At 66.6% G+C, this 22,105-nt stretch carries 20 protein-coding genes; 8 read left to right on the top strand and 12 right to left on the bottom strand.

The features are described 5' to 3' along the window. Positions 1 to 3: 3 nt before the first annotated feature. The 3 genes from OMW55_RS05550 to OMW55_RS05540 all read right to left on the bottom strand — a co-directional run bounded on the left by OMW55_RS05550 (position 4) and on the right by OMW55_RS05540 (position 2,413). Positions 4 to 1,287, bottom strand: a complete 1,284-nt coding sequence (locus OMW55_RS05550; RefSeq protein WP_264881448.1) for a YihY/virulence factor BrkB family protein — start codon at positions 1,285 to 1,287, stop codon at positions 4 to 6. A 132-nt stretch (positions 1,288 to 1,419) separates the two neighbouring features. Further along, a complete protein-coding gene (locus OMW55_RS05545; RefSeq protein WP_264881442.1) occupies positions 1,420 to 1,815 on the bottom strand; it encodes a UrcA family protein in 396 nt (131 codons plus the stop codon). Between the two features lie 52 nt (positions 1,816 to 1,867). Next, positions 1,868 to 2,413: a LytTR family DNA-binding domain-containing protein gene (locus OMW55_RS05540; RefSeq protein WP_264882013.1), complete on the bottom strand. Its 546-nt coding sequence runs from the start codon at positions 2,411 to 2,413 to the stop codon at positions 1,868 to 1,870. A gap of 375 nt (positions 2,414 to 2,788) precedes the next feature. Here OMW55_RS05540 and OMW55_RS05535 point away from each other — a divergent pair, with 375 nt between their 5' ends. From OMW55_RS05535 to OMW55_RS05520, 4 genes are all read left to right on the top strand, one after another. Continuing rightward, positions 2,789 to 4,828 carry an elongation factor G gene (locus OMW55_RS05535; RefSeq protein WP_264881441.1) on the top strand — a complete coding sequence of 680 codons (2,040 nt, stop codon included), beginning with the start codon at positions 2,789 to 2,791 and terminating at the stop codon, positions 4,826 to 4,828. A gap of 95 nt (positions 4,829 to 4,923) precedes the next feature. Next, on the top strand, positions 4,924 to 6,231 hold the full coding sequence (locus OMW55_RS05530; RefSeq protein WP_264881439.1) for a dicarboxylate/amino acid:cation symporter: 1,308 nt from the start codon (positions 4,924 to 4,926) through the stop codon (positions 6,229 to 6,231). Continuing rightward, positions 6,228 to 7,001, top strand: a complete 774-nt coding sequence (locus tag OMW55_RS05525) for an HAD hydrolase-like protein (RefSeq protein WP_264881438.1) — start codon at positions 6,228 to 6,230, stop codon at positions 6,999 to 7,001. Before OMW55_RS05530 ends, OMW55_RS05525 begins: the two co-directional genes overlap by 4 nt. Before the next feature lie 89 nt (positions 7,002 to 7,090). Beyond that, positions 7,091 to 7,354 carry a hypothetical protein gene (locus OMW55_RS05520; RefSeq protein ID WP_264881437.1) on the top strand — a complete coding sequence of 88 codons (264 nt, stop codon included), beginning with the start codon at positions 7,091 to 7,093 and terminating at the stop codon, positions 7,352 to 7,354. Positions 7,355 to 7,396: 42 nt separating this feature from the next. Here OMW55_RS05520 and OMW55_RS05515 read toward each other — a convergent pair whose 3' ends face one another. From OMW55_RS05515 to OMW55_RS05505, 3 genes are read right to left on the bottom strand one after another with little or no spacing between them, the layout of a single operon-like run. Next, positions 7,397 to 7,852 carry a tRNA (cytidine(34)-2'-O)-methyltransferase gene (locus OMW55_RS05515; RefSeq protein ID WP_264881435.1) on the bottom strand — a complete coding sequence of 152 codons (456 nt, stop codon included), beginning with the start codon at positions 7,850 to 7,852 and terminating at the stop codon, positions 7,397 to 7,399. Between the two features lie 7 nt (positions 7,853 to 7,859). Continuing rightward, positions 7,860 to 9,059, bottom strand: a complete 1,200-nt coding sequence (locus OMW55_RS05510; RefSeq protein ID WP_264881434.1) for an exo-beta-N-acetylmuramidase NamZ family protein — start codon at positions 9,057 to 9,059, stop codon at positions 7,860 to 7,862. Beyond that, positions 9,056 to 9,577, bottom strand: a complete 522-nt coding sequence (locus OMW55_RS05505) for a DOMON-like domain-containing protein (protein ID WP_264881433.1) — start codon at positions 9,575 to 9,577, stop codon at positions 9,056 to 9,058. The genes OMW55_RS05510 and OMW55_RS05505 overlap by 4 nt, the downstream gene beginning before the upstream one ends. A gap of 64 nt (positions 9,578 to 9,641) precedes the next feature. Between OMW55_RS05505 and tyrS the strand changes: the two genes are divergently transcribed. Further along, positions 9,642 to 10,874, top strand: a complete 1,233-nt coding sequence (gene tyrS, locus OMW55_RS05500) for a tyrosine--tRNA ligase (protein ID WP_264881432.1) — start codon at positions 9,642 to 9,644, stop codon at positions 10,872 to 10,874. On the opposite strand, the gene recG is transcribed toward tyrS, so the two are convergent. Next, on the bottom strand, positions 10,871 to 12,922 hold the full coding sequence (recG, locus tag OMW55_RS05495) for an ATP-dependent DNA helicase RecG (RefSeq protein ID WP_264881431.1): 2,052 nt from the start codon (positions 12,920 to 12,922) through the stop codon (positions 10,871 to 10,873). The two genes, tyrS and recG, sit on opposite strands and share 4 nt — an antisense overlap. Before the next feature lie 48 nt (positions 12,923 to 12,970). On the opposite strand from recG, the gene OMW55_RS05490 reads away from it, so the two are divergent. Continuing rightward, complete coding sequence (locus tag OMW55_RS05490; protein ID WP_264881430.1) at positions 12,971 to 13,240, top strand: FAD assembly factor SdhE; 270 nt, start codon at positions 12,971 to 12,973, stop codon at positions 13,238 to 13,240. A 7-nt stretch (positions 13,241 to 13,247) separates the two neighbouring features. Next, positions 13,248 to 16,754: a transcription-repair coupling factor gene (gene mfd / locus OMW55_RS05485; protein WP_264881428.1), complete on the top strand. Its 3,507-nt coding sequence runs from the start codon at positions 13,248 to 13,250 to the stop codon at positions 16,752 to 16,754. Here the strand turns inward: mfd and OMW55_RS05480 are convergent. Both OMW55_RS05480 and clpX read right to left on the bottom strand, forming a co-directional pair. Then, complete coding sequence (locus OMW55_RS05480; RefSeq protein ID WP_264881427.1) at positions 16,751 to 17,479, bottom strand: class I SAM-dependent methyltransferase; 729 nt, start codon at positions 17,477 to 17,479, stop codon at positions 16,751 to 16,753. The two genes, mfd and OMW55_RS05480, sit on opposite strands and share 4 nt — an antisense overlap. Positions 17,480 to 17,482: 3 nt before the next feature. Continuing rightward, on the bottom strand, positions 17,483 to 18,748 hold the full coding sequence (gene clpX / locus OMW55_RS05475) for an ATP-dependent Clp protease ATP-binding subunit ClpX (RefSeq protein WP_264881425.1): 1,266 nt from the start codon (positions 18,746 to 18,748) through the stop codon (positions 17,483 to 17,485). Positions 18,749 to 18,937: 189 nt separating this feature from the next. Between clpX and OMW55_RS05470 the strand changes: the two genes are divergently transcribed. Then, complete coding sequence (locus OMW55_RS05470) at positions 18,938 to 19,135, top strand: hypothetical protein (RefSeq protein ID WP_264881424.1); 198 nt, start codon at positions 18,938 to 18,940, stop codon at positions 19,133 to 19,135. A 10-nt stretch (positions 19,136 to 19,145) separates the two neighbouring features. Here OMW55_RS05470 and OMW55_RS05465 read toward each other — a convergent pair whose 3' ends face one another. The 3 genes from OMW55_RS05465 to OMW55_RS05455 all read right to left on the bottom strand — a co-directional run bounded on the left by OMW55_RS05465 (position 19,146) and on the right by OMW55_RS05455 (position 22,083). Further along, positions 19,146 to 20,159: an inorganic phosphate transporter gene (locus OMW55_RS05465; RefSeq protein ID WP_264881422.1), complete on the bottom strand. Its 1,014-nt coding sequence runs from the start codon at positions 20,157 to 20,159 to the stop codon at positions 19,146 to 19,148. A gap of 9 nt (positions 20,160 to 20,168) precedes the next feature. Continuing rightward, positions 20,169 to 21,236 (bottom strand): DUF47 family protein, encoded by a 1,068-nt coding sequence (locus tag OMW55_RS05460; protein ID WP_264881421.1) that lies wholly within the window; start codon positions 21,234 to 21,236, stop codon positions 20,169 to 20,171. A 187-nt stretch (positions 21,237 to 21,423) separates the two neighbouring features. Then, entirely contained in the window at positions 21,424 to 22,083 is a 660-nt protein-coding gene (locus OMW55_RS05455; RefSeq protein WP_264881419.1) for an ATP-dependent Clp protease proteolytic subunit, read from the bottom strand. Positions 22,084 to 22,105: the final 22 nt, after the last annotated feature.

Raw genomic sequence — 22,105 nt, 5'->3', positions numbered from 1 at the left:
GGCTCAGCGGCGGCGGAGCAAGGCCAGCCCCGCCGCCGTTGCCAGCAGCGCTGCACCGGTCTTCTCGCGCCCGCGCTTCTTGAGCATGCCGAGGCCGAGCGTCGCCAAGCCCGACGACACCATCGAGATCTTGCGCGCGCCTGCCAGCTGACCGGCCCGCGAACTGACGCGCGAGACGAGGTACGGGTGACCGGCATCGTCCCCGACAGGCTCGCCCGAAGAGGTTGCCAGGCGCACCGGCTGGCGTACCGGGGGAGCCTGGGCAGCGTCGTCTGGCTTGCGCTCTTCCTCTTCGCCCGCTGCCGTCTTGCCGGCGGCGACATGGTCCGCGCTCCATGCGTTGCGGGCGCCTAGTGGCTTGTCGGCGCCGGACGTTGTGTCCTTCTCCGTTTGGTGCTCGAGCTCGCTGTTGATCTCGGCCGCGAACAGCAGCAGATAGGCGGACAGGTACAGCCAGGTAAGCATCACCACGATGGCCGACAGCGAGCCGTAGGTCGCGCCATAGTTGCCGAAATTCCGGACGTAGATGCCGAAAGCTAGGGTCAGCACGATCCAGCCGACCGCGAAGGCGATCGAGCCGGGCGTAAGCCAGGTCCACTTCGCCTTGTCGCGGGCGGGGGCATAGCGGAACAGGGTCGCCACCGCCGCCGCCGCGATGGCGCCCAGCACGGCGTAGGTGAGCAACTTGGCGAGGAACGATCCGACCGGTCCGATGTCCGGCAGCAGCTTTTCCAAGCCCGCCAGCACGCCCATCGCGCCGCCCGCGAGCAGCGCCAGCAGCACGGCGCCGATTGTCATCAGCAGCGCCAGCACGTTCTTCTTGATGAAGCCGCGGGTCTCCTTTTCCTCATAGGCGATGTTGAGCGCGATCACGACCGAGCCAGCCGCGTTGCGCGCACCCCACAGGGCGATCGCCAGCGCCAGCAGCAGGCCCAGGCCCTTCTTGCCGCCGCTGGTCTGGACCACCTGAATAAGCTGCTGGCTGATCAGCTGCCCCGCTTCGCCCGGCAGCATGTTGGTGATCGCACCGGCGTGGCGCAGCACTGTCTGTGGTTCGGCCACGAGGCCGTAAGTCAGCACGGTGGCGCCAAGCAGCGGTACCAACGCCAGGAAGCCGTAGAAGGCGACCCCGGCGGCGACCAGACCGATGTTGTCGTCCGTGCCCTCCTTCCAGCTGCGTAAGGCGATCTCCTTCCAGCCGACGACCGGTATTTCGGTCGGCTTCTCGGCGGTACGGCCGTGATCGGCCTGAGGGGAATCGGCGGGGGGACGGGCGGCGGTAGCCATGAACGCGAACACTCCTTCGCCCATCCAACTAGGCGAACGGAGAGGCGTTCCGTGGCTAACGCCGCCTTGGGCCGCTCACGGGCGCCCAGGTGGCGAGCTGACCGCCACCTTCGCCCCCCTTGTCGCCGGCGATCAGCGGGCGCCGATTACCATCGAGATGGCTACGGCCGGCCCGACAGGCAGGCCCGCCATCCGCAGCTTGGCCCGCTGGATCGCCGCGGCGACCTGCTCGTCCGTGCTGTTGATCGCGTCGCCGGTGCAACCCATGTGGTTGAGGTCGCCGTTCAGCGCGTAACAAAGCCGGCTTGCCGTGTGCCAGATGCGGCCATTCAGCTTCTTCTGGTCGGACCGGAAGGCCAGGTTCAGGTCGTCGTAGCGAACGACCCGCTGCGTCTCCGGATCAATCCGCCGGGCTTCCACCACCACATCACCCTTCGGCGACTTGGCGAAGGCGCCGGTGGCGCTTGCCGTCAGTCCCAGGCCGATGAAACCGGCTGCCAGGATGCAGGCGATCTTGCGGCTTTCCATTGCGTCCTCCTGACGTTGCGGGAGGTCTCCCCGCGGAGGCCTTGTTAACTCGTTAGGTAAGCCGCTTCATTTCCGTTTCGTTAACCGTACTGACTTCTTCGACCGGCTTGCCGAAGGTCGGCGAAACGCTCCCACCTGTCGACGAATCGGCCGACAATGAGCGCAGGATCGCGCCGACCCGACTCTTGGCCACTGCCTGCTCCGTTCCGTCGCGCAGACGGGCCACCCAGCGGCGCTCACGGTGCATCAGCCGATCAATGAAATCAGCCCGAACCACGGTGGACCGATGCAGCTGGATGAATTGCTCGGCGTCGAGTTGCGCCATCAGATGCCGGATCGTGTCGTGCACCAGGCAATCCGAGCCATCCATGTAAAGGCGCATGTAATCGCCTTCGGCGTTGATCTTGTTGATCATGCTGGCATCGATCCGCCGACGGCCTTCCCGGCAGGGTACCCAAAGAGCGCATTCCTTGGGAGTTCTATCGACCTTGCGAGCGACGAAGTTCGACTCGACCCGTGACGCGTATTCGGCAAGCTGCGGAGCGATGCGCTCCATCTCGGTGGTATATTCTTCAAGCGAGGACAGACGGGCGTGCACGATCAAGTCGTATGTGCCTGAGACCTCCAGCACGGAGTCGACAAAGGGGCAGGTGCAGATGCACTCCTTGAAGCTCTTCACGCCGGTGAAGGGAGCGCGATGATCAAACGCCACACAGACGACGACGGCTAGATCGGGCATTTGCCTGCTCCCCCTTGGAAGCAGGTTTGCATTTACTCCTTAGTTACCTCAGCGGCAATCAAAGGACTCGGCCGACTCCCGGTTTCGGCAGTAACTCGCCTGTGTCAGGCACGGCTCGCCGCATGGCCCCCTTGCCTTCGCCCGCGAACGGGAGGACCCTCGAGCTTCCCAGGTGGTCAAGCGCCTGTGACCAGGCGACTCGCCGCCCGAGCTTCGGACGAAGGAGAGTCGCACATGCATGAGGCTGTACCAGGCACTCGAGCCATCGCGCTGGTCGGACCGGCCGGCGCGGGTAAGACCAGCCTTGCCGATGCCCTGCTGTTTGCCAGCGGGACCATCGACCGGCAGGGTTCGACCGGAGCGGGCACCAGCGTCGGCGACAGCTCGCCAGAGGCGCGCGCCCGTGGCGGCTCGACCGAACTCAACCTCATGCACCTGCGCTTCATGGACGAGCGCTTCGCCCTGATCGACGTGCCTGGAGGCACGGGCTTTGCGGCCGACGGCACGCGCGCGCTAGCCGCCGCCGATCTGGCGGTGGTGGTGGTCGATCCCGACCCCGCACGCGCGCCGCTTGCCGCCCCTGCCCTGCGCACGCTGGACGAGCTTGGCGTGCCGCATCTCATTTTCGTCAATCGCATCGACCAGGCGCGTGGCTCGATTCGCGAGCTGCTGGCGGCGCTGCAGCCGATGAGCGTGTCGCCGCTGATCGCCCGTCAGATTCCCATTCGTGCTCGCACCCACGAGGGTGATCAGGTCACCGGCTTCGTGGACGTCGCGCTGGAACGCGCCTTTCACTACGAGGCCGGCAAACCGTCCGAACGCATCGACATTCCCGCCGACCTCCTCGACCGCGAGCACCAGGCACGCACCCAGCTCCTCGAGCAGCTCGCCGACCACGACGATGAGCTGCTTGAACAGCTGTTGATGGACGAGCAGCCGGACGCGGCCCACGTCTTCCGCGACCTGGCGCGTGAGACCGGCGAGAACCTTGGTGTGCCGGTGCTGTTCGGATCGGCTGGCAATTGCTGGGGCGTCCGGCGCCTGCTCAAGGCGTTGCGCCACGAAACTCCCGCGCCGACCGCCACTGCCGCGCGCCTCGGGGTCACCAATCCGGCGCTGTGGTGCTTCAAGATCAGTAATGCCGGCCAGATGGGCCGCCTCGCCTACGCTCGCCTGCTTGGCGGCTTGATCGGCGAAGGCACGGACGTGCGCGACGCCGACGGCCGTGCGCAGCGGCTCGGGGCACTTTTCTCCGTTCAGGGAGACAAGATGGCCAAGCTCGCCCGCGGCGAGGATGGCGAGGTGATGGCGCTGGCGAAGCTGGAAGGCGTCCGCGCCGGCCAGTGGCTTGGTACCGGCACCCTGCCCCCGGCGCCGGACGTACCCACGCCGGCGCTCAATTGCGCCCTCGCCATCGAGCCAGCCGACCGCAAGGACGACGTCAAACTGTCTGGCGCCCTGGCCAAGCTGCTGGAGGAGGACCCGGCGCTGCGCCTCGACCATGACGAGGCGGCGCACGAGATGGTCCTGCGCGGCGTGAATGACGAGCAACTGCAAACGGTGACGGCGAAGCTCAAGCGCCGCTACGGGGTCAGCGTGACCTCGCGCCAGCCGACCATTGGCTACCGCACGAGCATCCGTCGCCCGGTCACCCAGCGCGGGCGCCATAAGAAGCAATCAGGCGGCCACGGGCAATTCGGCGACGTGGTCATCGAGGTCCGCCCCCTCGGTCGCGGCGAGGGCGTCACCTTCACCGAGACGATCCATGGCGGCGCCATCCCGCGCCAGTACATTCCGGCCATCGAACAAGGCGTGCGCGACGCCTGCCACAAGGGACCGCTTGGCTTTCCGATCGTCGACGTGGCCGTGACGCTGACGGACGGCAGCTTCCATAGCGTCGACAGCAGCGAACTTGCCTTTCGCACCGCCGGCCGGATCGCCATGCAGGAAGCGCTCGCCGCTGCCGCGCCGCACCTACTGGAGCCGGTGCACCGGGTCGTTGTCGTCTCGCCGACCGGTGCAACCAGCAAGGTCAGCTCGGCCGTGGCCTCCCGTCGCGGGCAGATGCTGGGCATGGGCCCGCGTGACGGCTGGGACGGCTGGGACCGGGTTGAGGCCCTGATCCCCGAAGCGGAACTGAGCGGCCTCGAGGCCGAGCTCCGCTCTCTGAGCCAGGGCCTTGCGACCTATGAAGCCGAGTTCCACCATCTGGCGGAGCTCAACGGCACGCTGGCCGACAAGGTGGTCAAAGCGCGCGAGCCCGAGCACGCCTGAGGCTTGTCATCGGGAGCAAACCGGGACAATCCAGCCGCCAACTGGATTGCTCCGGCGCTCACGCGCCCGCAATGACGCGTGAGAGGAAGAGTTAAGTGGCGAAACGGCTGACTTGGTATATTCTGGCCGCGCTGATTCTCGGCCTGGTCACCGGCTGGATAATCAACGCGCAGGTCGACAACGGCACGCCCGAGGCCGCCGCCCGGCTCAAGGACATCGCCGGCTATTTCGGCATCATCACCACGCTGTTCCTGCGCCTCATCAAGATGATCATCGCGCCGCTGGTGTTCGCCACCTTGGTCGCCGGCATCGCGCACATGGGCGACACTGCCGCGCTGGGCCGCGTCGGCCTGCGCTCGCTTGCCTGGTTCATCACCGCGAGCCTGCTGTCGCTCACCCTCGGTCTCATCCTCGTCAACACGCTGCAGCCGGGCGTCGGCCTCGACCTGCCGATCCCGCCCGCCACTGCCGCCAGCGGGCTGGAGACGAAGGCGTTCAATCTCAAGGACTTCATCACGCACCTTGTCCCCGCTTCCATGATCCAGGCGATGGCCGAGAACGAGATCCTGCAGATCGTCGTCTTCTCCGTGTTCATCGGCGTAGCCATCACCGCCGTCGGCGAAAAGGCCGCCCCGCTGGTTCGCGGAGTGGAGGCGCTGGTTCAGGTGATGCTCCAGGTCACCGGGTACGTCATGGCGCTGGCTCCGATCGCGGTGTTCGCTGCCGTCACCGCCTCGATCGCCGAGCAGGGACCCAGCATCATCGCCACCTTTGGCAAGTTCATCGGCAGCTTCTACCTGGGCCTCTTCCTGCTGTGGGTCATGCTGATCGGCATCGCGTTCGCCGCCGTCGGCCAACGCGCCCGGCACCTCGTGCGCCACATCCGTGATCCGCTGATCCTGGCCTTTTCCACCGCCTCGTCCGAAGCGGCCTACCCGCGAACCCTGGAGGCGCTCGACCGGTTCGGGGTGCCGCCCCGCATCGCCAGCTTCGTGCTGCCGCTCGGCTATTCGTTCAACCTCGACGGCTCCATGATGTACATGACCTTCGCGACCATCTTCATCGCGCAGGCCTATGGCATCGATCTCAGCCTCGGGCAGGAGATCACCATGCTGCTGGTGCTGATGGTCACCAGCAAGGGCATCGCCGGCGTGCCCCGCGCCAGCCTGGTGGTGATCGCCGCCACCCTGTCGCTGTTCAAGATACCGGAGGCGGGCCTGCTTCTAATCCTGGCGGTCGATCACTTTCTCGACATGGGCCGCTCGGCCACCAACGTGGTCGGCAACGCCGTTGCGTCCGTGCTGGTCGCCAAGTGGGAGGGCACACTTCACGAGGAATTCTCGCCGGTCATCGAGCACCCTCACGCCCCGGCCCACGTCCCTCCGCCGCCGCCAACGGTGTGAACGACCTCGACGCGCTGCCGGCCCGCTACCGCCTGGTCCTGTGCGACCTGTGGGGCTGCGTCCATGACGGTTACCGGCTGCTGCCCGGTGCCGAGAACCGCCTGAAACGCTGGCGAACGGAAGGGCGAAAAACATTGTTCGTCACCAACGCTCCGCGCAGCGCGGCCACGACCGGACGCCAACTCGACGCGATGAAGCTCGATCCGATGCTCTACGACGGAATCGTCAGCGCGGGCGAAGTCGGGATTGCGGCGCTCAAGGGTCGAGCAGTCGGGTTCTGCGGAACGGCGGCGGATCGGGCCGACCTGGTCGAGGCGGGCCTGGAACTGACCGACAAGGGCTATCGCGAACTCGCCTGCGCCGGCCTCCAGTCGCACGAAACTGTCGATGATTACGCCGAACGGCTGGATGAGTGGCGGCGGAATGACGTGCTGCTCCATTGCCTCAATCCGGACCGGGTCGTGGACCACGGCGGAAGGCGGGTGGTCTGCGCCGGAGCGCTGGCGGACGCCTACGAGGCAATGGGCGGTCGTACCGTGTGGCACGGCAAGCCTTTTGCCTCCACCTACGACCATGCGCTGGACCTCGCCGGTGGCCCGCCCAGGCATGCGGTGGTGGCCATCGGCGACGGGTTGAAGACGGACGTACTTGGCGCCGCGAGCTACGGCATCGATTGCGTCTACGTCGCCGGCGGAATCCACGACGGCGAGCCTTACCCGGCCGACCTCACGCCCGGCTGGCGCCCGCTCATGACGGTCGACAGCCTGTAAAGGCGCCACATCTTCATCCCGATATTCGGCGAATGGACGACGCGAGCGCGTCGTGACATGATGGGGCGCTACTTGGTGGAGAGGCTCCCATGTTCTTGTCCTTGCTCGTCACCGCCGCCCTTGCGCTCTCGCCTGCCCCGCAGGCAGCTCAGGCTGCTGCGCCGTCAGCCACACCGGCTCAGCCGGCGGCCACAGAGAAGACCTGCCGCAAGTTCATCCCGACCGGCTCGATCATGCCCAAGAGGTTCTGCTTCACCAAAGCGGAATGGGCGGAATTCGACGCCAGGACGCAGGCGGGTGCCGAAGGCTTCCTGGGCCGTCGGACGGCCGGAAGCGCGCTCGACAAGGACTAGCTTGCCCGGCTCCGCTGCATCGCAAGCACGGCTAACGGTCACTCAAGTATCCGGCAGCATTCCCGTCTGCCGCAGCGCCTCGCCCAGCCCCAGCGCCGCGGCGGTCGCAAGGTTCATAGAGCGGACCTCCGGGCGGATGGGCAGTCGCACGCGCTCGAAACACGCCTGCGCAACCGCTGCCGGCACGCCCGCGCTTTCCTTGCCGAACAGCAGCACGTCGTTTGGCTGGTACCGGAAATCATAGGCGGATCGGCTGGCCTTGGTCGTGAACAGGACCATTCGGGCGGGTGCGATGCTCGCCCGAAACGCCGGGAAGTCTGCATGGCGCGTCACGGCCACATGGTCGATGTAATCCATTGCAGTCCGGCGCACCCTGCGGTCGTCCCAGGCGAACCCCATGGGCTCGATAAGATCGATCGGCACGCCAAGGCAGGCGCCCAGTCGCAGCACGGCACCGACATTGCCGGCTATCTCCGGTTCGAAGAGCGCAACGCGCATATGGCGCTCAGTACCGGTGCAGCCCGCGCGTTTCTTCCCACCAGCGGGCTTCGTCGCGAGCCGCGAGCGCCTCGAGGTCGCCCGCCTCCGCCGCCGCATCGTCAACCCACTCGCGCAGGGCTGGACCGCCATTGATCACGTCAATCGCCAGCTTGTCGAATACATATTCGTACGGGAAGTCACGCCACAGTGGATAGTCTGGGCATAATTGCCGGATCGCCTTGAACGCCAGCGCCTGCAGCCGCCACGGCCGGAACCGCGCATGGTCGTAGAAGCGCCCCTCCGCATGGATAAACAGCCCGCCGCAGAGCTGGTGCACATGCTTGTGAAAGGTCGGCTCGAAATAGACCTCCCGCAGCGCGCAGCCTTCAAGCCACTCAGGCGCAATCCGCCGCATCTCGTCCAGCACCGTGCGTCCATCAAGGTCGGGCGCCCCGAACAGTTCCAGCGCCCGCGTCGTTCCCCGGCCCTCGCTCAGGGTCGTGCCCTCCAGCATCACCGTGCCGGCATAGGCCCGCGCCATGTTGAGATTGGCGGCGTTCGGCGACGGATTGATCCACACGCGGTCCTCGGGCCAGCCGAAGCCCGGCGCGGCGTCCGGCCGCCAGCCTTCCATCTCGACCACCCGATAGTCGACGTCGAGGTTGAAGTGGCGGATAAACCACTGCCCCATCTCGCCCATAGTCAGGCCGTGGCGCATGACCATCGGCCCGGCGCCGACGAAGCTCTCCCACCCGGGCAGCAGCAGCGTCCCTTCCACCGGCCGCCCCGCCGGGTTGGGTCGGTCGAGGACCCATACCGTCTTGCCATGCTCCGCCGCGGCCTCGAGCAGGTAGAGCAAGGTCGTCACGAACGTGTAGATCCGGCAGCCGAGGTCCTGCAGGTCGAACAGAAACACGTCGGCGCTGCTCATCATCTGGCCTGATGGCCGCCGCACCTCGCCATAGAGGCTGAACACCGGGATGCCGAGCCGCGGATCGGTCTCGTCCGGCGTCTCCATCATGTTGTCCTGCTTGTCGCCCTTCAGCCCGTGTTGCGGCCCGAAAGCGGCGGTCACGTTCAGCCCGGCCGCGACCAGTGCGTCGATGCCGTGGGTGAGGTCCGCCGTGACGGATGCGGGGTGGGCCAGCAGCGCAATACGCTTGCCCTCGAGCGGGCGGCGGAGCTCAGGATCGGCAAGCAGCCGGTCGATACCGAACAGGGTCATGCGGCGGTTGGTGGCGGCAGCGTGGCCGCGAAGCAAGCCTCCGCGTGGAAGTCCGGCTTACCCGGCCCGTGCGCCAGCGCCCAGTAGCTCCTGGTGCCCGATACTTCCTCGACGACGGCGGCGAGCCCGAACCGGCCGTCTGCCTCCAGCTCGATCACGGCGTCGAGCAGGAAGGCGTCGCCATTATCGTCCAGGTCGATCTGCGGACGATCTACCTCCAGCGGCCGCATGCCCGAACGATAGCCTTCGAACCGGTAAGCAGCCCACGCGCCCGAGGGCGAGAAGTTATATTCGGTGTAGCCAGCCTCGTCCTTCACGAACAATTCGAAGCAGGTCGACTTCCACAGCTCGTCGGCGCGGCCGCGTGGCTGGTCCGGCAGCACCAACTCGTCCGTTGGCGCGTGCAGGTGATAGCTGATCTCCGCCCGTCCATCGTCCCACCGCTCAAGCCAGACCTCCAGGGTCATGTCCGAACGGTCGGGCGGCGTGTCGGAATGAGGGCGGAGTTCGAAGCGCATGGGGCCCGTTTGGCGGGCAAGCGGCCCTTCGACAAGCGCCAACACAGAAGCTAGGAGCCCCGCCATGACCTACGCCTCCACCCTCCTCCGCGCGCTGGACGAGCGCGGCTACATCCACCAGGCGACGGACGCTACGGCGCTGGACTCGTTGGCGGCCAAGGAGGTGGTCACCGGCTACATCGGGTTCGACGCCACCGCGCCTTCGCTCCACGTCGGCAGCCTGGTGCAGATCATGATGCTTCGCCGGCTACAGCAGGCCGGGCACAAGCCGATCGTTCTGATGGGGGGAGGCACCAGCAAGATCGGCGATCCGAGCTTCAAGGACGAAGCCCGCAAGCTGCTTGGCCACGAACAGATCGACGCCAACATCGCCGGCATCCGCCGGGTGTTCGAGCGCTTTTTGACCTTTGGCGATGGCGCGACGGACGCGGTGCTGGTCAACAACGCCGATTGGCTGGACCGCCTGGAATACATCCCGTTCCTGCGGGAGATCGGCCAGCATTTTTCCGTCAACCGGATGCTGAGCTTCGACAGTGTGCGGCTCCGCCTCGACCGCGAGCAGTCGCTGAGCTTCCTGGAGTTCAACTACATGATCCTCCAGGGCTACGACTTCCTGGAACTGTTCCGCCGCGCCGGCTGCCGTCTCCAGCTCGGCGGCTCGGATCAGTGGGGCAACATCGTCAATGGCATCGAGCTGACCCGCAGGATCGCCGGGCAAGAGGTGTTCGGCGTCACCACCCCGCTGATCACCACCGCCGACGGCGGCAAGATGGGCAAGACGGCGCAAGGCGCGGTCTGGCTGAACGCCGACGGTCCTGACGGTTATCGCCTCTCGCCGTATGACTATTGGCAGTTCTGGCGAAACTCGGCCGATGCGGACGTCGGCAAGTTCCTGCGCCTGTTCACCGATCTTCCGCTCGAAGAGGTCGCGCGGTTGGAGGCCATGCCGGGCGCAGAGATAAACGGGGCCAAGGTGGTTCTGGCGACGGAGGCGACTGCCCTGCTCCACGGCCGTAAGGCGGCCGAGGCCGCGGCCGAGACGGCGCAGCAGACCTTTGCCGGCGGCGGGTCAGGCGAAGCGCTACCAACCCTTCAGACCGGCGGCCAGATCGGCGTGCAGGCGGCGCTGACCGGGCTCGGCTTCTGCGCGTCGAATGGCGAGGCCAAGCGCAAGATCGCCGAGGGAGCGGTGCGGATCGACGACCAGCCGGTGAGCGATCCTCTGCTCGTGATATCAGTCACTTCCGAAACCAAGCTAAGCCTCGGCAAGAAGAAGCACGGCCTGCTGCTGCCCTAGCCCGACCGCAGCAGGTCCACTGCCTGGTCGCGCTCGAATAGGTACAGGCACAGCCGCGCCGCCTCCCCGCGTGGCCCCGCCAGGCCGCCGTCGCGATCGAGCAGCAGGCGGGCATCGTCGGTTGCCGCTCCGGCCAGCTCTTGCACCAACTCCGGCGTTGCCAATCGGAACGCCGCCTCCCCCGACTGCCGGGTGCCCAAGATCTCGCCCGGTCCCCGCAGCTTCAGGTCTTCCTCCGCGATGCGGAACCCGTCGCTGGTCTCCCGCATCAGCGCCAGCCGCGCTCGGCCCGTCTCGCTCAGCGTCTGGCCGCGGATCAGCAGGCACGTCGACTTGCCCGTTCCGCGTCCGACCCGGCCGCGCAATTGGTGCAGCTGCGCCAACCCGAACCGCTCAGCGCCTTCCACGACCATCAGCGTCGAATTGGGCACGTCCACTCCGACCTCGATCACCGTGGTGGCGACCAGCACGGCCAGTTCACCGACGGCGAACGCCGCCATGACGGCGTCCTTGTCCGGACCTTTCATCCGGCCGTGCACCAGCCCGACCTGTCCCGGAAACCGTTCCCGCAGCACCGCCGCACGCTCCTCGGCCGCAGCCGCGTCGCTGGTTTCGCTCTCCTCCACCAGCGGGCACACCCAATAGGCCTGCCCCCCGGCGGCGACGTGCCGGGCCAGTCCGTCGATCACGTCACCAAGCCGCTCGTCGCTGATCACCCGGGTTTCCACCGGTGTTCGACCAGGCGGCATCTCGTCGATCCGGCTGACGTCCATCTCGCCATATTGCGTCAGCGTCAGAGTCCGCGGGATCGGCGTCGCCGTCATCACCAGCAGGTGCGGCGGCCGTGCCGCCTTGGCCGACAGCAGCAGCCGCTGCGAGACGCCGAAGCGATGCTGTTCGTCGATCACCGCCAGCCCAAGGTTCCGGTACGCCACCTTCTCCTGAAAGATGGCGTGGGTGCCGACCAGGATGTCGATGCTGCCGTCCGCCAGGCCCATAAGGACGCTATCGCGTGCCCGCCCCTTTTCGCGCCCGGTCAGGATGGCGACGCGGACGCCAATGGGGTCGAGCTGCTTGAGCAAGGTCGCATGGTGCTGCCGAGCCAGGATTTCGGTCGGCGCCAACAGCGCCGCCTGTGCCCCCGCCTCCACCGCGTTGAGCATCGCCAGCAGCGCCACCAGCGTCTTGCCCGACCCCACGTCGCCCTGCAGCAGCCGCAGCATCGGCGCGGCCTGCGCCATGTCGCCGCGGATCTCCTCGGCTACCCGCCGCTGCGCCCCGGTCAGCTCGTACGGTAGCCGCAGCCGGGCAACGATCCGCCCATCTCCCTGCAGCGGCACACCCTTCTTGCGCCGGCTGACCTGCCGCAGCAGCTGCAGCGCCAGCTGATTGGCGAAGATCTCGTCATAGGCCAGCCGTGCCCGCACCGCCGTGTCGCCCGGCTCCGCATGGGCGCTCGCCACCGCCGCCCGCCAGGGGAGCCACCCACGTTGACCCAGCAAGGACGGCTCGACCCATTCCGTCAGTTCCGGCGCCCGCTCCAGCGCCTGCGCCGCCAACTCCCGCAGGCGCTTGCTCGTCAGCCCTTCGGTCAGCGGATAGACGCTTTCCTTCAGCGGCGGCTCGGCCTTGCCCGGCTCAACCACGTCCGGGTGCACCATTTGCCACTGGTCACCATAAGCCTCCAGCTTGCCCGACACGATCCTGGGCTCGCCCAGCGGCAGCTGCTTCTTCGCCCAACCGCCATGATTGAAGAAGGCCAACGTGATAACATTGCCGTCGGCATCGCTGCCGAAAATGCGGGTTGGCCCACGTCCCTGGCTCAGCCGCGCCTCGAACGGCGTAACCTCGAGCACCACCAAGCGCCCCAGCAGCACCGGACTGGCCGCCGGCGCGCGCACCCGCTCGACGCTGCCGGTGGGCAGGTGGAACAGCAGGTCCACCACTCGCTCCAGGTCCAGGCGATGAAGCGCTCGGGCCAGCTGCGGGCCGACGCCCTTCAGCGTCTCCACTTCGGCGAACAGGGGATTAAGCAGATCGGGCCGCATGCGTGGCTACGTCTAGCGAGCAACGCGGTTCGCGCCTACATGCCCCTCATGCATTCCGAGGACGTCGAGCTGAAGCGCCTGAAGTGGCGCGCGCATCATCGTGGAGTGAAGGAGGCGGACCAGATGGTCGGCGGCTTCTTCGACAAGCACTCAGCCACTTGGGACGCGGCCGACCGGGCGCTGTTCACCGCCCTGCTGGAGGAACAGGACGTCGACATCATGGCCTGGGCGATCGGAACCCAGCCGGTCCCGGCGCGCTTCCAAGGCGGGCTGATGCAGGCGATGCAGCGGCTCGACTATCTGCCGATCGCCCGCTGAGTAGTTCGTGCCCGACCTTCAACGCATTCTCTCTGCCTCCGAAGCGCTGACCCTCGCCGGGGTGCCGGCCGGCTTCCTGCCGTGGCTCGCCGCCGACCTCGCCCGCGCCGCGCACGCCACCGGCAAGGGTGCCCGCGCGGTCGTGATCGTGCCGGACGAAGCGGCCATGCGCTCGCTGGCGGAGACCGCACCCGTGTTCGCGCCCGAGCTGCAGGTGGTGACCTATCCTGCCTGGGACTGCCTGCCCTACGACCGGGCTTCGCCCTCGCTGCGGGTCATGGCGGAGCGGCTGGCGGCGCTTCAGGCACTCCAAGCCCAGCGCACCGGCCCGCAGCTGCTAATCGCCACCGCCAACGCTGCCACGCAGCGCACGCTCACCCCCTTCCGTATTCGCCAGCTTACCAAGCGCCTTGCCCCGGGTGAGCGAATCGACCGCGACAAGCTGGTCTCCCTGCTGGTCGCTAACGGCTACCAGCGCGCCGATGCGGTTGCGGACGCAGGTGACTTCGCCGTTCGCGGCAGCCTGGTTGACCTCTATCCGGCCGGGCAGCCGCACGCGATCCGTCTCGACTTCTTCGGCGACGAGATCGAGACCATGCGGGCGTTCGACCCCGCCGATCAGCGGACAACCGGCCCGGCCGAGGCCTTCACGCTGATGCCCGCGTCCGAGGCGCTGCTGGACGAGGAGAGCATCAAGCGCTTTCGCGCCGGCTACCGCGAGAAGTTCGGCGCCAACGCCACCAGTGACCCGCTCTACCAGGCAATCAGCGACGGCCGCCGGCTGGCCGGAATGGAGCACTGGCTCCCGCTCTTTGAAGAGCGGCTGGAGACCCTCTTCGATCACCTCGGCGAGGGCGACATCATCATCCGCGACGGCGGGACCGATGGTGCGGTCGAGGCCCGCTACGACTCCATCCACGACTATTTCGCCAACCGCGAGCGGGCGATGGTAGCCCAGCCGGGGAGCTACCGCCCGCTGCCACCATCCGCGCTCTACCTTAGTCGCAAGGAGTTGGACGCACAGCTGGCGGACCGCCCGGTCCATCGCACCTCGCCGTTCCCGGAGCCCGAGGCGGCGACCATCGTCGACTTCGGCGTCTCCCCCGCCCGCGACTTCGCACCGGAGCGGGCGCAGAACGAAAATATCTACGAAGCCGTGGTCGACCATGTGAAGAAGCTCCGTAAGAGCGGGCACAAGGTGGTCATGGCCAGCTACACCGGCGGCGCGCGCGAGCGCCTGGCCGGTCTGCTTAAGGATCATGGCCTGACCGGGTTGAAGGGCGCGCCCGGCTGGCAGGAGGCGCTCGGCTCCAACGCCGCCGCCACCCTGATCGTCCTGCCCCTCGACCACGGCTTCACCACGCCCGACGTGGCGGTCCTGACGGAGCAGGACATGCTCGGCGATCGGCTGGTCCGCCGCCGCAAGCGCAAGAAGAGCGCCGACGCCTTCCTGTCCGAACTGGCAACGCTCACGCCGGGCGACCTAGTCGTCCATATGGAGCACGGCATCGGGCGTTACGAGGGCCTGACCTCCATCCCCGTCGGCCGGAGCCCGCACGATTGCGTGGCGCTGGAGTATGCCGGCGGCAACAAGCTTTACGTGCCGGTCGAGAACATCGACGTCCTCTCCCGCTACGGGTCTGGCGAAGAGGGCGTGACCCTGGACCGCCTAGGCGGCGAAGCTTGGCAGCGGCGCAAGAGCCGCATGAAGGAGCGCATCCGCGAGATCGCGGGCGAGCTTATCAAGGTCGCCGCCCTGCGCGCGACCCGCCCCGGCACGGTGGCGGAGCCGGACAGCGCCTACCCTGCCTTCGTCGATCGCTTCCCCTACGAGGAGACCGACGACCAAGAGCGGGCAATTGGCGATGTCCTCGACGATCTCGGCGCGGGCAAGCCGATGGACCGACTGGTTTGCGGCGACGTCGGCTTCGGCAAGACGGAAGTGGCGCTGCGGGCAGCATTCGTGGCCGCCATGTCGGGGCGGCAAGTGGCGCTGGTCTGCCCGACAACGCTGCTCGCCCGGCAGCATTACACCAACTTCGTCGAGCGCTTCAAAGGCTTCCCCGTCGAAATCGGTCGCCTGTCCCGACTGGTTCCCGCGGCCGAGGCGAAGAAGACCAAGGAAGGCCTCGAGGCGGGGCAGGTCGACATCGTGGTCGGGACCCACGCCATCCTGGCCAAGAGCATCAAGTTCAAGAACCTTGGCCTGGTCATCGTCGATGAGGAGCAGCGTTTCGGCGTCACCCACAAGGAGCGACTGAAGGAGCTGCGGGCCGACGTCCACGTGCTGACGCTCACCGCGACGCCCATTCCGCGCACGCTGCAGATGGCGATGAGCGGCCTGCGCGAACTGTCCGTGATCCAAACGCCGCCGGTCGACCGTCTGGCGGTGCGCACCTACGTCACACCGTGGGATCCGGTGGTGGTCCGCGAGGCCCTGCTGCGTGAGCATTACCGCGGTGGGCAGAGCTACTTCGTCGTGCCGCGCGTCGCCGACCTGCCCGACATCGAGGAATGGCTGCGCGAGGAGGTGCCGGAGGTGAAGGCGGTCACCGCTCACGGGCAGATGAGCGCCACCGAGGTCGAGGAGAAGATGAGCGCCTTCTACGACCGCAAGTATGACGTGCTGCTGTCCACAACGATCGTCGAGAGCGGCCTCGATATTCCGAGCGCAAACACGCTGATCATACACCGCGCCGATCGCTTCGGCCTCGCCCAGCTCTACCAGCTGCGGGGCCGCGTCGGCCGTTCGAAGACGCGCGCCTACGCCTACATGACTACCCCACCGGATCGCCAGATCACGGAGACCGCCGAGAAGCGGCTGCAGGTGCTTGCCAACCTCGACAGCCTAGGCGCGGGCTTCCAGCTCGCCAGCCACGACCTCGACATCCGTGGCGCCGGCAACCTGCTTGGCGACGAGCAGTCCGGCCACATCAAGGAAGTGGGTTTCGAGCTCTACCAGTCGATGCTGGAGGAGGCGATCCTCGAGGTGAAGAGCGGTTCGACCGAGCGCCGCGAGGACTTCTCGCCGCAGATCAACGTCGAGGGCGCGCCGATCATGATCCCGGAGCTGTACGTTCCCGACCTCGACTTGCGCATGGGCCTTTACCGCCGTCTTGGCGAACTTGAGGACGGCCGCGGGGTCGAGGAGTTCGCCGCGGAGATGATCGACCGCTTCGGCCCGCTGCCCGAGGAGACACAGAACCTGCTTCAGGTGGTCGAGACCAAGATCAACTGCCGCAAGGCCCGGATTGCCAAGCTGGACGTGGGCCAGCGCGGCGCGGTTGTCACCTTTGCGGATGGTGGCTTCCCCGACCTGCCCGGGCTGCTCGGCTACGTCGACCGCCTCAAGGGCGCAGCCAAGCTACGGCCCGACAGCAAGCTGCTGGTCAGCCGTGATTGGACGACGCCCAGCGCCCGCTTGAATGGAGCGGTGCAGCTGAGCCGCGGCCTGGCGCGGGTGGCCGCTGCCAGCGAGAAGAAACCGGCCGAACGGGAGAAGGTGCCGGCCTAGAGCCGGGCGGCCCGGCTGATCACCGGCATGAAGACGTGGCGGGCCTCGGTGTCCGGCCAGACGGACGCGAGCTCGTGGAAAGCGTCGGCAAGTCGCGTGGCATCCCAGCGCTGCACCGCGGACCAGCTGCCGACGTAGGCTTCCAACTGCTCTCGCGTCCACGCCAAGTGCGCGGCACTGGGCGTCAGGCGCACCTCCCCGCCGGGAAAGTCGATGGTGCGATAGCCGTCGATCAGCAACCAATTGCCCGGCGCCCACTTGGGCTCGAGTGGCTTCAGGAGCGTCCGTCCGACGATCTCGTCCACAACCGGGTCGACGAAGAACCAACCGTAGCCGATCGCCGCGAGGAGACCGCCCGGTCGAAGCACCCGGCACGCCTCCGGATAGAAGCGATCCAAGTCAAACCAGTGCAGCGCCTGCGCGACGAGGACGAGGTCGCAAGTGCCGTCGCCAAGCGAGCATTGCTCCGCGGGTTCGGCAGCGAAGTTGATGCGGGGGTGGGGTTCAGCCTCCGCAACCTGCTGCGGGCTGGCGTCGGTTGCGTGCACCCGATCGAAGTGCCCCGCCAGCAGCCGAGCCGATTGCCCGTTACCGGTCCCGGCGTCCCACGCCAGCGCCCGGCTAGGCGCCAGCGCGGCAATTTCCGCGATCAGGCTTGTCGGATAGGAGGGCCGCGCGGCGGCGTAGAGCTTCGCATGACCCGAAAAGAGGTCATGGAAGCTCACGCGTCAGGCCGCTGCGTCGTCTTTCTTCTTTTCGGCGTAAACCCTGACCGGCTCCTTGCGGCCATCGACCACGTCCTTGTCGACATGGACCTCGTCGACGCCATCCATGCTGGGCAGGTCGAACATGGTGTCGAGCAAAATCGCCTCCAGAATCGACCGCAGGCCACGAGCACCAGTCTTGCGGTCAATCGCTTTGCGGGCAACGGCCGACAGCGCGTCTTCGGTGAACTCCAGTTCGACGTCTTCCATGTCGAACAGTTTGCCGTACTGCTTCACCAGCGCGTTCTTCGGCTCGACCAGGATCTTCACCAGGGCGGCCTCGTCGAGGTCCTCCAAGGTCGCGATCACCGGCAGGCGGCCGATGAACTCGGGGATCAAACCGAACTTCAGCAGATCCTCGGGCTCGCAGTTCTTGAGTACTTGGCCGGTCTTGCGCTCCTCTGGCGCCGCGACATGCGCACCGAAGCCGATCGACTTACCTTGCAGGCGGTCGCCAATGATCTTGTCCAGGCCAGCGAACGCGCCGCCGCAGATGAACAAGATGTTGGTCGTGTCGACCTGCAGGAACTCCTGCTGCGGATGCTTGCGGCCACCCTGCGGCGGGACGGAAGCGGTGGTGCCTTCCATCAGCTTCAGCAACGCCTGCTGTACGCCCTCACCCGAGACGTCGCGGGTGATCGACGGATTGTCCGACTTGCGACTGATCTTGTCGATCTCATCGATGTAGACGATGCCGCGCTGCGCCTTCTCGACGTTGTAGTCGGACGCCTGCAGCAGCTTCAGGATGATGTTCTCGACGTCCTCGCCGACGTAGCCAGCCTCAGTCAGCGTCGTGGCGTCGGCCATGGTGAACGGCACGTCGAGGATCCGCGCCAGCGTCTGCGCGAGCAGCGTCTTGCCGCAGCCGGTCGGGCCGATCAGCAGGATGTTGGACTTGGCCAACTCAACGTCCTGGCCGCCCTTGGCGCCATGGTTCAGCCGCTTGTAGTGGTTGTGCACCGCCACCGACAACACGCGCTTCGCCCGGTCCTGGCCGATCACATAATCGTCCAGCACCTTGCAGATCTCGGCCGGCGTCGGAACGCCGTCGCGAGTCTTCACGAGGGCCGACTTGCTCTCCTCGCGGATGATGTCGTTGCACAGCTCGACGCACTCATCGCAGATGAACACGGTCGGCCCGGCAATCAGCTTCCTGACCTCATGCTGCGACTTGCCGCAGAAGGAGCAGTAGAGGGTGCTCTTGCTGTCGCCGCCGGAAAGCTTCGTCATAATCTTCCTTGTCTTCGGGTCCCGCCCGGGGCGCCCTCATGGGCGATGCTAGCCCGCTTTCTAGCATTATCAAACTCTCGGGAGCCTCTGCGCGTTGCCGGCCCCGAAACTTTTCTGACAGGGATATGGGCTGGAGGACACACTCCCACAAGGCCGTGGACCAGCCGACCTGCGCTCAAGTGATTGAGAATGCGGGAACCTCGCCTCTCAATGCCGGTTGGCAGCACCTACCAGGAGGATACCGGCATGGCACAGAAAGCAGCAGGCGGCCAAGGCAGCGGCGTCACGGAAAAGGGTGGCACGGCCACTGGAGCCGGCGGTCGCGGCGGTGGCGGCAAGGGCGGCTCCGGCTCGGGCAACAGCAAGAAGACCGGCAAGGGCGGCTGATCAAGGGCCGTTAGAAGAAGGTGGTCAGCCAGTAGATCAGGGCCGCGACGGCGCCGCTGGCCGGGATCGTGATGATCCAGGCCATGACCACGTTCTGCGCGACGCCCCAGCGAACCGCGCTGGCGCGGCGCGCCACGCCCGCCCCGATCACCGCCCCGGTGATGGTGTGCGTGGTCGACACCGGAATACCGAACCAACTCGCCCCGAACAGCAGGAACGAACCGCCAGTCGACGCGGCGAAGCCCTGGTGCTGGTCAAGTTTGGTGATGCGGCTGCCCATTGTTTCGATGATCCGCCACCCACCGGTCAGCGTGCCGAGCCCGATGGCGATGTAGCAGCTGATCGCCACCCAATGCGGAACCTGAAACTCGCCGTGGAGGTAGCCGGTCGAAAACAGCAGCACGGTGATGATGCCCATGGTTTTCTGGGCATCGTTCAGCCCATGGCCGAGCGAGTAAGCGGCCGATGACAGCAGATGCAGCGCGCGGAAGCTGCGGTCGGCGCCGCGCGCCGACGCTCGTGCCGCGGCCCAGCTCGACAGCAGCATGACCATCATCGCCATCGCCATGCCAAGCAGCGGCGCGAGGGGAATGAAGGCCAGCGTCTTGGTGACGCCCGTCCACTGGATTGTGCCGACTCCTGCGGACGCGAGGCCCGCCCCGACAATGCCGCCGACCAGCGCATGGCTCGACGAGGAAGGTATGCCCTTGAGCCATGTCACCACGTTCCAGAACATGGCCCCGATCAATGCGGCGAACACCACCGACGGCGTGACCAGCTGCTGGTCGATCAGCCCCTTGCCGATCGTTTCGGCCACCTTGTGCAGCGCCGGGAAGGCGATGGTCAGGAAGTAAGCCGCGAAATTGAAGAAGGCAGCGAACGCCACTGCCTGAACCGGACCGAGCAGCCGGGTCGCAACCACCGTCGCGATCGAGTTGGCGGCGTCGTGCAGTCCGTTCAGGTAATCGAACATCAGCGCGACCAGGATCAGGCCGGCAAGCAGCGGAAGGGCAAGTTGATGCACCGGTCAGGCTCAGGCGTGGTCGATGACGATGCCGTCGATCTCGTTCGCGACGTCCTCGAAAGCGTCGACGATCCGCTCCAAATGCTTGTAGATCTCGCGCCGGACCGTGAATTGCATGGCCGAACCGCCTTCATGTCCGTAGCCTTGGAAGGCGGTCTTCAGGCCCGCGCGATGAATCTCGTCGGCATGCCCTTCCATCCGGACCAGCCGCTCGGTCAATTCGTGCAGCCGCGAGCCATTTGCGCCCACGTCGCGCAGCAGCGGCAGCGCCTCGGCCATCAAGCGGCCGCAGTCGATGATGATCGCTACCATGTCCCGCATCTCGGGCTCGAAAGCAGAATAGTCATACAGGTCGACGGCGTTGGCGGCCGCCTGCATTTCATCAATGGCATTGTCCATCGAGCTGATCAGCGACGTGATCGCGCCGCGATCGAATGGCGTCAGGAACGTTCGGCGAACTGTATGAAGCATTTCGCGGATGATGTTGTCGGCATCATGTTCACGCTCGCTGATCTCACGGATGTGTTCGGCCCGATGCTGGCCGTCATTGAATAGCCGGCCGAGCGCATTGGCCGCGCCGCACACGCTTTCGGCATGCGCCTCGAAGAGCTCGAAGAATCCACCCGTCTTGGGCAGCAGGCGTTGGAACCAGGCAAACATCGGACCCACTTTCGATTTCTCGGCCACGACGGACATCAGCGACTTGCGTCGCGTCGCGCCGTTGAACTCCGCCGCATTGAACGACCGGATGAGGTCGGCCAGATCCTCCTCCTCGACTGCGTCGGCCGCCGCCGCCAGGCTGAACCAGCGCCGCGTGCGCTCCCCGGCTTCCTTCCACTCGGCCAATTCCTCGCTGACGCTCAAGGGATAGACATCCACATCGAACATCAGACTGGCTCCGGTCTTGCGCCGCTTGCGGTAGCGATAGGAACCGAGCGGGATCGGGCACACCGCGCCGCGCACGCCCGCTTCCTCTTCCGCCTCGACGGCAGCCGCCGCGTGCGGTGTCAGGCCGTTCGACAGATTGCCCTTGGGCACCACCCATCGCCGGCTCTCGCGCGAGGTCACCAGCAGCACGCTGACGGGCGCATCAAGCGACGTCCCGCCGGTGCGGTACGGCAAGGCAGCGATCTGGCGAATGACCCTTCCCCGTCGAGCTTGGATGGGCGTGACTCGCCCGTGCTTCGTTTGTGACGCGCCAATGACAGAAAGGGCGGGAAGCGCAAGGCTCCCCGCCCTTTCCGGGTTGGCCGTGCGTTCAGGCTCAGGCAGGCGTGTCGCTGCCCCCGCTCAGGCCGGCACCCTCGAAGTCGCCGCTCTCCGGACGCTTGTCGAAGACGGCGTCGATCAGCCCAAAGTCCTTGGCCTCGTCGGCCTCCAGGAACTTGTCGCGGTCCATGGCCGCCTCGATCTCCTCGATCGGCTTGCCGGTGTACTTGGCATAGAGCGAGTTGAGCCGCGTGCGCATGCGAAGGATCTCGCGCGCCTGGATCTCAATATCCGACGCCATGCCCTGCGCACCGCCAGACGGCTGGTGGATCATGATCCGGCTGTTGGTCAGCGCGATGCGCATGCCCGGCTCGCCCGCGGCAAGCAGGAAACTGCCCATGCTCGCCGCCTGGCCGATGCAGACGGTGCCAACTCGCGGGCGAATGTACTGCATGGTGTCGTGAATCGCGAGGCCGGCCGTCACCACGCCGCCCGGCGAATTGATGTACATGAAGATGTCCTTCTTCGGGTTCTCGGACTCGAGGAAGAGCAGCTGGGCGGTGATGAGCGAGGACATGTGGTCCTCGATCGGCCCGGTGATGAAGATGATCCGCTCCCGCAGCAGCCGCGAGTAGATGTCGAAGCTGCGCTCGCCCCGGTTCGACTGCTCGATGACGATGGGAACGAGGGCGGAGGCAATGTCCTGGTGATCCATGAGGGGAGTGGGTCCTTGTTGT

Source organism: Sphingomonas arvum (genome assembly GCF_026013565.1).
Classification (GTDB): Bacteria; Pseudomonadota; Alphaproteobacteria; order Sphingomonadales; family Sphingomonadaceae; genus Sphingomicrobium; species Sphingomicrobium arvum.
Note: the sequence above shows the minus strand (reverse complement) of the source record. Positions and strands in the feature narration are given on the sequence as shown.

What these genes read in the sequence shown, in the direction of transcription:
- OMW55_RS05545 (WP_264881442.1), bottom strand. Translation starts at nt 1,815, where the DNA reads ATGGAAAGCCGCAAGATCGCCTGCATCCTGGCAGCCGGTTTCATCGGC.
- clpX (WP_264881425.1), bottom strand. Translation starts at nt 18,748, where the DNA reads ATGACGAAGCTTTCCGGCGGCGACAGCAAGAGCACCCTCTACTGCTCC.
- OMW55_RS05550 (WP_264881448.1), bottom strand. Translation starts at nt 1,287, where the DNA reads ATGGCTACCGCCGCCCGTCCCCCCGCCGATTCCCCTCAGGCCGATCAC.
- OMW55_RS05505 (WP_264881433.1), bottom strand. Translation starts at nt 9,577, where the DNA reads ATGCGCTTCGAACTCCGCCCTCATTCCGACACGCCGCCCGACCGTTCG.
- OMW55_RS05535 (WP_264881441.1), top strand. Translation starts at nt 2,789, where the DNA reads ATGCATGAGGCTGTACCAGGCACTCGAGCCATCGCGCTGGTCGGACCG.
- OMW55_RS05520 (WP_264881437.1), top strand. Translation starts at nt 7,091, where the DNA reads ATGTTCTTGTCCTTGCTCGTCACCGCCGCCCTTGCGCTCTCGCCTGCC.
- OMW55_RS05470 (WP_264881424.1), top strand. Translation starts at nt 18,938, where the DNA reads ATGCGGGAACCTCGCCTCTCAATGCCGGTTGGCAGCACCTACCAGGAG.
- OMW55_RS05510 (WP_264881434.1), bottom strand. Translation starts at nt 9,059, where the DNA reads ATGACCCTGTTCGGTATCGACCGGCTGCTTGCCGATCCTGAGCTCCGC.
- OMW55_RS05455 (WP_264881419.1), bottom strand. Translation starts at nt 22,083, where the DNA reads ATGGATCACCAGGACATTGCCTCCGCCCTCGTTCCCATCGTCATCGAG.
- OMW55_RS05490 (WP_264881430.1), top strand. Translation starts at nt 12,971, where the DNA reads ATGCATTCCGAGGACGTCGAGCTGAAGCGCCTGAAGTGGCGCGCGCAT.
- OMW55_RS05515 (WP_264881435.1), bottom strand. Translation starts at nt 7,852, where the DNA reads ATGCGCGTTGCGCTCTTCGAACCGGAGATAGCCGGCAATGTCGGTGCC.
- tyrS (WP_264881432.1), top strand. Translation starts at nt 9,642, where the DNA reads ATGACCTACGCCTCCACCCTCCTCCGCGCGCTGGACGAGCGCGGCTAC.
- recG (WP_264881431.1), bottom strand. Translation starts at nt 12,922, where the DNA reads ATGCGGCCCGATCTGCTTAATCCCCTGTTCGCCGAAGTGGAGACGCTG.